The sequence below is a fragment of the Streptomyces sp. NPDC046900 genome, from assembly GCF_040644975.1.
In the GTDB taxonomy this organism is placed as follows: Bacteria; Actinomycetota; Actinomycetes; order Streptomycetales; family Streptomycetaceae; genus Streptomyces.
In genome coordinates this window covers 1-7672 of the sequence record NZ_JBEYXD010000173.1, presented here as the reverse complement: position 1 = coordinate 7672, position 7672 = coordinate 1, and the positions used below count along the sequence as shown (strand labels likewise).

Sequence of the window (7672 nt, the reverse complement as noted above, 5' to 3'; positions counted from 1 at the left end):
GAGATACGTGACCACCTGCCGGGTGCGGGCCTTGATGATGCTGGACGGCAGATACTTTCCGCCAGGGACCGCTGCGCGTACGGCGTCCCACTCGCTGGGAGTGCGCTTGCCCGGATCGATGGGCCATGCCGCCAGGACCCCGGCTGTCAGGTCGGCGCGCCACTTCGCCGAGCGAAGCGCCCGCCCGGCCTGCTCCTGGGCCATGCGCACGATCCGGTCGTTGACCTTCACGCCCTCGGGCGGGGCGGAACTCCAGCCCAGACGGCGCAGCGCCATCCACGTGTTCGACGGCAGTTTCCGACCGACCTCGTCCACGCCGGAGGCGTGTACCTTCACATCACGGCTGTTCCAACGCTCGGCGAGCACGACAGACACCATGCCCGCCACCAGGTCGCTGCACCAGCCGATGCGTTCGGCCAGCACGGCCTGGGTCAGGACTTCGCCCGTCTTCTCATCCACGCCGGTGCGCACAAGAGTGGGGGCGCACGCGGTACGGGAGGTCTCACCGTCAGCGAGCAGCGGCTTCCGGCTCACCGACGACTGCCAGCCTGGCATTGCCCGGACTCGGCCAGCAGGCGACGCCGGTTCTCAGCCGACCGCATCCCGTACAGGCGGCCGGCGAACGTGGTGACCAGCGACACGAAGTCCTCAAGGAGTTCATCCCGGCCACCGAGCTTCTTCGGGTGCAGCACCTCAAGACGCGCGCCGTACACGGACAGCGCGTGCTTGAGCCAGCCGCCACCGAACCGAGCGAGCCGGTCCTCGTGCGTGACCCGCACGACGGTCACCGAGCCGTCAGCAACGGCCCGCAGGAGCCGGCTCAGACCGGGCCGGTCCTCCCAAAGGCCACAGGCCCGGTCACGGAAGACCTTGACGATCTCGCCTGTGGAGGTGGCCCGCAGCTCCTTCTCCTGCGCCTGAAGCGAGGATTCCTGCCCCTGGGAGCCGGCCACACGCACGTACAGGCCCCCAGGCGGACACGCTCGCCACCAGTGGAGACCTTCATCGCCTCCACATCGATCGAGGGGAACCGGCGCTCACGCCCGACCCAAGTCACCGGAATCTTCCCCGAGTCAGCCCAAAGCCGAAGCGTCACGGGATGAACACCCAAATGCCTTGCGGCCTTTGAGAGTCGAAGAAGTTCCACACGATCACCGTACGATCACTGAAGAACTCTAAGCAAATTGATGAGCCTCGGGGCCGGCCGGTTCGTCGGCGGACGGTGAGCCCCTGTACCGCGACGTAGCGGAACTGGTCCTGGCTGCCCTGGCGACGATGTACCGGTGGACCAGCCTCATCCTTGGTCTCCTTCGCGAGTCGGCCGGTGAGGATTTGTGATTCGTGGTGCCCACGAACCGAGGCCGCCCGGCCTGTCGTTGCCTGGGCGGCCTCGGGAGCACCGGGACTCAGCCGTCGGCGCCGGCCGGGGTCGTGGTGGTGGTGAAGCCCTCCTTCTTGTTGGCCGAGATGGCGAAGTCGTTGGTGAACGTCTTGCCGAGGTCCACCGACGAGGACACGGTCCCGACCAACTGCTCAGTGGCCAACGTGGTCTTCGGGCCGCCGGCTGGCATGATGCCGTCCGGCAGGAACTGGCCCTTGTCCTCGTTCAAAGCCGTGATGTAGTCGGCCTTGGTGACCAACTGGTTCTGTACGAACGACGCCGGCAGCTTGTTCGCTATGTCGGCGGCGCTGTGGTCGTGGATCCAGTGCATGGTGGCCACGAGCGCATCGACGACTTTCTGGACCGCGTCCTTGTGCGAATTCACCCAGTCGGTGCGGGCGAGGACGCTCGCCGCCGGGAACGCACCGCCCAGCGCCGTCTTGGCGCCGTCGGTGGTGGCCAGGTCGATCGCAGAGGTGCCAACGCCCTTCTTCTGGATCGCGGCGACCGTCGGCTGCGTCGTCATCACGCAGTCGGCCTTGCCGTTCTGCAGCGCAGCGACGGCGGTGGAGCCCGCACCGACCGCGAGCCGATGGTACTGGTTGGCCTTGACGCTCTTCTTCGCGGCCATGAATTGGGTAAGCGTGTCGGTGCCCGAGCCCAGGTCGGTGACGCCGAGCGTCTTGCCCTTGAAGTCGGCGGCCGACGTCACGCCGCTCTTCTTGGTGCACATCTCCCGCTCGCCGGGCGCGCCAGACAACTGGACGACGTCCTCGACCGCCTTGCCCTTCGCCTGGAACTCGATCGTGTGGTTGTACCAGGCACCGGCCATGTCGACCTGTCCCGAGGCCATGGCCTCCTCGGCGCCGACACCGCCGTTCTGCTCGGTGCTGAGCTCGACCTTGACGCCGTACTTCTTGTAGAAGCCGAGGTTCTCGGCGAGCTGGTAGGGCAGGTAGATCTGCTTGTCGATGCCGCCGACCATGAGTCGGACGGTCGGGGTGCCGCCGGAGCCGGACGACCCGGAGCTGCTGGAGTTACTGGAACACGCGCTCGCGGCGCCGAGGGCGAGGACGGTGACGATCGAGGCGGTGAGGGTTCTCTTGAGCATGGCGAGACATACACCTTTCGGGAATGTGGGCACTGTTTGCGGGGCCTGCAGGTGACAGCAGCAACGCGGTGAAGAGGTAATGGGACTGGGGGAGCGAAGCTCAGAGGACATTCATTTCGGAGGGGGTTGGCGGGCGCCAGGAGAGCAGCCGATGTTCGAGCTTGCCGATCAGCCACTCCGCGCCGAGCACAATCACCGCGATGACGAGCATCGTGGCGAACACGCCGTTGGGGTCGAAGTTGTTCTGCGCCGTCTTGATGACCAGGCCCAGTCCGCTCTGAGCGCCGAGCACCTCGCCGACCAGCGCACCGACGATGGCGAAACCGAAGGCACTGTGCAGGCTGGCGATAATCCAGGTCAGCGCCGAGGGCACGATGACGTGCCGGGTGATCTGCATCCGGGAGGCGCCAAGCACCCTGACGTTGGCGAGGACGTTGCGGTCGACCTCACGGACGCCCTGAAATGCGTTGAAGAAGACGATGAAGAACACCAGCACCGCGGCGAGCAGGATCTTCGGGGTCACGCCGATGCCGAAGGCGACGATGAAGATCGAGCCGAGGACGATACGCGGGATCGCGTTGACCATCTTGATGTAGGGGCCGAGCACATCGGAGAGGTACTGGCTCTGCCCCAGCACGACGCCGATGACGACCCCGGTGAGGGCACCCACGGCGAAGCCGATCAGCGCTTCCTCGATGGTGGTCCAGATGTTCTGGTAAAAGGAGCCGAACTGGGTGCCGTGCTGGAAGAGGTCGATCAATCGCTTCCAGATTCCCGACGGTTGTCCGAAGAAGAACGGGTCGACGATGCCCCAGGTGGTGAACGCCTGCCAGCCGCCGATCACGAGGACCGCGAGGCCGATACGGCCGGCCCACACCAGGGCGACGCGCCGCCGGAGGGCGCGTTGTGCGGCGATCGCGGCAGGGCCCGGCCCGCCGTCGGCGATGCGAGCGTCGGAAACAGGGGACGTCGTACTCATTCCTTGCCTCCTGCGGTCAGGGCGTAGGCCCGCTCCACCTCTTCGCGCAGCGTGTCCCAGATCTGGTGCTGGAGTTCGACGAAGCGGGGCTGGAAGCGGATCTCCTGGACGGAGCCGCGCGGGCGGGGCAGGTCGATGTCGAAGACCGCCTTGACCGAGCCGGGGCTGGAGGTCATCACGACCACCCGGTCGGCGAGTGCCACCGCCTCGTCCAGATCGTGGGTGATGAAGATGACGGACGGCCGGATCTGCTCCCAAAGGTTCAGCAGCTCGGTCGACATGATCGCCTTGGTCTGTACGTCCAGGGCGCCGAACGGCTCGTCCATGATCAGAATCTTGGGTTCGTTGATGAGAGCCGCGGCCATCGCCACGCGCTTGCGCATACCTCCGGACAGCTGGTGGGGGTAGCGGTCCTCGAACCCGGCCAGGCCGACCCGGCGCAGCCAGTCGCGCGCCGAAGCCTGTGCCTGCTGCTTGGGCACTCCGCGGAAGACGGGACCCATCAGCACGTTGCCGAGCACGGTCTTCCAGGGCAGTAGCGCGTCGGCCTGGAACATGAAACTGACGCCGTCGGTGATGCCGTCCACTTCACGGCCGCCGACCTTGACGGAACCCTCGCTGGGCCGGTCGAGCCCGGACACCATGCCCAGCGTCGTCGACTTGCCGCAGCCGGTGGGGCCCACCACGGCGCAGAACTGGCCCGGCTCCACGGTGAACGAAACGCCTTGCAGCGCCGTGAACACCTCACCGGCAGGGGTCAGGAATCGCTTCGTGAGCCCGGAGATATCGATGCGCGCGTCTGCGTGTTCCGCCGCACCGGCACCCGGGCCCATCGCGACATGATTTCGCGAGGCCATGTGGGGCCGCTTCCTTCCTTGTTTCGGAGTTCCTCGGGGATTCCGGGGGGAGTTCCCCGCAGGCCGAGGAAGGCAGACGCTAGAGGCAGTCGCGTATGACGTCGCTGTTTCCGAGCTAACTCGCGAATGTTGCGTAAACCGGGGTTCTGCTCGTTCTGCTCATCGGACGGGGGGTGGGCAGCATCCCGTCCATCCGGCACAATCGCGCCACCGGGGGCACGTGCACGGGCCGGTCCGGCACGATGGTCATCCGCCGAAAGAGGCACCCGTGATACGCATCCGCTTCCGGACAGGCCGCGGTGGGAAGCGGAGGCTGTCCACGCTGATCCTCGCGAACCAGTTGGTCATCCTCGCGCTCACCGGCCTGATCGGTTTCGTCCTGTTCGCCTTTGCGCAGCGGGCCGAACTCGACCGCTCCTACGAGCAGCGGGCGTTGGCGATCGCGCAGACCGCGGCCGCCGATCCGCAAATCCAGCAGGCTATGGAGTACGGGGGTGGCGGTGACCTGGTGCAGACGGTGGCCGAACGGATCCGCAGGGCGTCGGGGGCGTCGTACGTGGTTGTGATCGACCTGCGAGGCGTACGGCGCTCGCACCCCATCCCCGCTCTGATCGGCGAGCCGGTGGTCGAGCCGATCGTGGTGCGGGACGGCCATCCGCACGTCGGCACCGACCAGGGGGCGACCGGCCGGTCTGCCAATGGCAAAGCCCCCCTCTACGGGCCCTCCAGCGCGCTGGTCGGCGAGGTGTCCGTGGGCATACCGGAACGTGACGTGCTCGGTGAGTTGTGGCGCGAGCTGCCCACCTTCGGGCTGTACGCCGCGATCGCCACCGCGATCGGCGCGGCGGCGGCCTATCTGCTGGCCCGGCGCCTGAAGCGGACCACTTTCGGACTGGAACTGGAGGAGATCGCCGGCCTGCTGCAGGACCGTGAGGCGATGCTGCACGGCATCCGGGAGGGCGTGGTCGCCTTCGACCCCGATGGACGGATTACCGTCGTCAACGACGAGGCGCGCCGACTGCTCGGCCTCGGCGCCGGACTCGGCCGCCTGCTGGAGGATGTGCTGCCCGACGGCCGACTGCGCCGCGCACTGGACGGCACCCTCACCGGCACCGACGTCAGCGTACTGACCGACGACCACTGTCTCGCCGTCAACCGCATGCCGGTCACCCTGCACGGCCGCGAACTCGGTGCCGTCGTCACCGTGCGCGACCGCACCGAGCTGATCGGCCTGCTGCGCGAACTGGACTCCGTGCGCGGACTGACCGACGCCCTGCGGGCCCAGCAGCACGAGTTCACCAACCGGATGCACACGCTGGCCGGGCTGCTGGACATCGGGGAGCACCAGTCTGCGTACGAGTACGCCATCGAGACGGCCCGCTCCGGGCAGGCACTGACCGAGGCCGTGCGCCGGCACATCGGCAACCAGCTGATGGTCGGGCTCATCGTGGCGAAGACCACGGTCGCCACCGAACGCGGAGTGCGGATCGTCCTCACCGACGACTCCGCGCTCGGAGAGGATCCGCCACACCTACGTCGGATGCTGACCATCGTCGGCAACCTGCTCGACAACGCCATCGACGCGACGGCTGAGGCACCACCCGCCGACGGCGGACGCCGGATCCGACTGACGCTGACGGAGGGAGACAAGCTGATCGTCGTACGTGTGGCGGACAATGGGCCCGGCATCGTCCCGGGCACATCCCAGTCGATCTTCGAGGATGGCTGGTCCACGCGTCCAGAGCGGGGCACCGCACGCCGCGGCCTGGGACTGGCCATGGTGCACCGGCTGGTGCAGCGGCACGGCGGCACCATCCGGGTCAGTGAGGGCCCGGGCGCGGTCTTCACGGTCGTCTTGCCGCTGCCGGACACGGCACCCGTACCGCAGGACGCACTGTTCACGGCGGCGTCGCCAATGAGGGGTGAGGGCTGATGATCCGGACCTTGGTGGTGGACGACGACTTCCGGGTCGGCCAGATCCATAGGGACTACGTACACCGAGTCCAGGGCTTCGAAGTGGTCGGCGAGGTGGCGACCGTGGTCGAGGCTCTGGCGGCGGTACGCAATCTGCACCCGGACCTGCTACTGCTCGACGTGTTCCTGCCCGACGGCAGCGGCATCGACATACTGCGGCAGCTCAGTCAGGACCAGGGCGATGCTCGACCGGACGCCCTCATGATCACCGCCGATCATGACATCACCTCTGTCCGGGCCGCGATGAAACTCGGCGCCATCGGCTACCTGGTCAAGCCATTCGGCTCAGCCGATCTCGCCGAACGGCTCACCGCATATCGCCAGCTCCGCGACCGCGTGGACGCACTCAGTCGGACGACTACGACCGACCAGGCCGATGTGGACGCTCTGTTCAGTGCGGCCCGCCCGCCCGCCGTCCCCCGAATCCCGACCAAGGGCCACTCCGCACCCACGCTCAGCGCGATCCACCAAGCCCTGCGCGCCGCCCCCACCGCCCTGTCGGCAGCCGAGGCCGCCGAGGCGACCGGCGTCTCCCGTGCCACGGCCCAGCGATACCTGTCCTACCTCGTCAAGGAGGGCACGGTCCACCTGGAACTCCGCTACGGCACCACCGGCCGTCCCGAACACCAGTACCGTATCCCGCAGTGAACCCCTGGCGGCAGCACTCCCTCTCCCCGCGCGGCCGACCCTGCCCGCAGACCACCGCTCAGCTGCCGCACAACTCCGTCTGCCCCTCACCTGGTCGACGCCCTCGTTCGGCACGGCGCCGCCACCACATGTTCGAGAGCCCATGCCGGATCACTCCCGCGCCGCCTGTAAATCTGGTCCCCCAAGCGCGTCCGGATGCACGGGCTCCATGTCCACCTGGCGAGCGGCCGGCCTCGACGTCGAGGTGGTCGGTGAACTCGCCCTCGAGAGCGGACTCCAGCAGCCGCATGGTCAGCTGCTGCAGCAGCCCGCCCTCGCCAATCAGCTGTAGGCCCTCTGCCTGGGCCCGGCCGACCCGTTCGTCGATCAGCTGGTCGTCCAGGCACTGGCCGACGTCGGCTCAGTCGCCTTGGCTGTCTTGGACGTTCAGGTTGTCCCTGGTCATCGGTGCATCTTCCGTGATCGGGAGTTACACCGAACGAATTACAGTCCCTGCCCAGCCACTTGGCCGACCTGACGACCGCAGCAGTTGACGATCCGCAAACCGAGTGAAGTTCGGGATGTTGACTGCCCTGACGCAGGGGATGTGTCGGGGCAGTCCGTCACCTCGGTTGGTCAGCTGAGCGAGGTGAGGAGGGTGTTGAGTGCCTTGACCTCGGTGGTCTTGTCGGGGTTCGGAGCGCGTAGCGCGGTCAGGGCATGGTCGATCTCGCTGTCGAGGA

At 67.4% G+C, this 7672-nt stretch carries 6 protein-coding genes and 3 pseudogenes; 2 read left to right on the top strand and 7 right to left on the bottom strand.

Going from position 1 to position 7672, the window contains the following annotated elements; all coding sequences use genetic code 11:
* The 6 genes and pseudogenes from ABZ904_RS49770 to ABZ904_RS49745 form a co-directional block, all read right to left on the bottom strand.
* A pseudogene (locus ABZ904_RS49770) lies at nt 1-534 on the bottom strand (transposase); the annotation flags it as partial.
* Nucleotides 531-959, bottom strand: coding sequence for a recombinase family protein (locus tag ABZ904_RS49765; RefSeq protein ID WP_361830815.1), 429 nt, complete (start codon nt 957-959; stop codon nt 531-533). The pseudogene ABZ904_RS49770 and the gene ABZ904_RS49765, both read right to left, overlap by 4 nt.
* Before the next feature lie 56 nt (nt 960-1015).
* Nucleotides 1016-1147 (bottom strand): annotated as a pseudogene (locus ABZ904_RS49760) (helix-turn-helix domain-containing protein); the annotation flags it as partial.
* Nucleotides 1148-1406: 259 nt separating this feature from the next.
* Entirely contained in the window at nt 1407-2492 is a 1086-nt protein-coding gene (locus ABZ904_RS49755) for an ABC transporter substrate-binding protein (RefSeq protein WP_359410859.1), read from the bottom strand.
* 100 nt (nt 2493-2592) lie between these two features.
* Nucleotides 2593-3471 (bottom strand): ABC transporter permease, encoded by an 879-nt coding sequence (locus ABZ904_RS49750; protein WP_359410857.1) that lies wholly within the window; start codon nt 3469-3471, stop codon nt 2593-2595.
* Complete coding sequence (locus tag ABZ904_RS49745; RefSeq protein WP_359410865.1) at nt 3468-4304, bottom strand: ABC transporter ATP-binding protein; 837 nt, start codon at nt 4302-4304, stop codon at nt 3468-3470. The genes ABZ904_RS49750 and ABZ904_RS49745 overlap by 4 nt, the downstream gene beginning before the upstream one ends.
* 292 nt (nt 4305-4596) lie before the next feature.
* Between ABZ904_RS49745 and ABZ904_RS49740 the strand changes: the two genes are divergently transcribed.
* Both ABZ904_RS49740 and ABZ904_RS49735 read left to right on the top strand, forming a co-directional pair.
* Nucleotides 4597-6261 carry a sensor histidine kinase gene (locus ABZ904_RS49740; protein WP_359410855.1) on the top strand — a complete coding sequence of 555 codons (1665 nt, stop codon included), beginning with the start codon at nt 4597-4599 and terminating at the stop codon, nt 6259-6261.
* Nucleotides 6261-6950 carry a response regulator gene (locus ABZ904_RS49735; RefSeq protein ID WP_359410853.1) on the top strand — a complete coding sequence of 230 codons (690 nt, stop codon included), beginning with the start codon at nt 6261-6263 and terminating at the stop codon, nt 6948-6950. Before ABZ904_RS49740 ends, ABZ904_RS49735 begins: the two co-directional genes overlap by 1 nt.
* Before the next feature lie 241 nt (nt 6951-7191).
* Here the strand turns inward: ABZ904_RS49735 and ABZ904_RS49730 are convergent.
* A pseudogene (locus ABZ904_RS49730) lies at nt 7192-7332 on the bottom strand (IS256 family transposase); the annotation flags it as partial.
* Between the last annotated feature and the right edge of the window lie 340 nt (nt 7333-7672).

Coding starts and splice junctions, on each gene's coding strand:
- ABZ904_RS49735 (WP_359410853.1), top strand. CDS start 6,261: ATGATCCGGACCTTGGTGGTGGACGACGACTTCCGGGTCGGCCAGATC.
- ABZ904_RS49745 (WP_359410865.1), bottom strand. CDS start 4,304: ATGGGCCCGGGTGCCGGTGCGGCGGAACACGCAGACGCGCGCATCGAT.
- ABZ904_RS49750 (WP_359410857.1), bottom strand. CDS start 3,471: ATGAGTACGACGTCCCCTGTTTCCGACGCTCGCATCGCCGACGGCGGG.
- ABZ904_RS49755 (WP_359410859.1), bottom strand. CDS start 2,492: ATGCTCAAGAGAACCCTCACCGCCTCGATCGTCACCGTCCTCGCCCTC.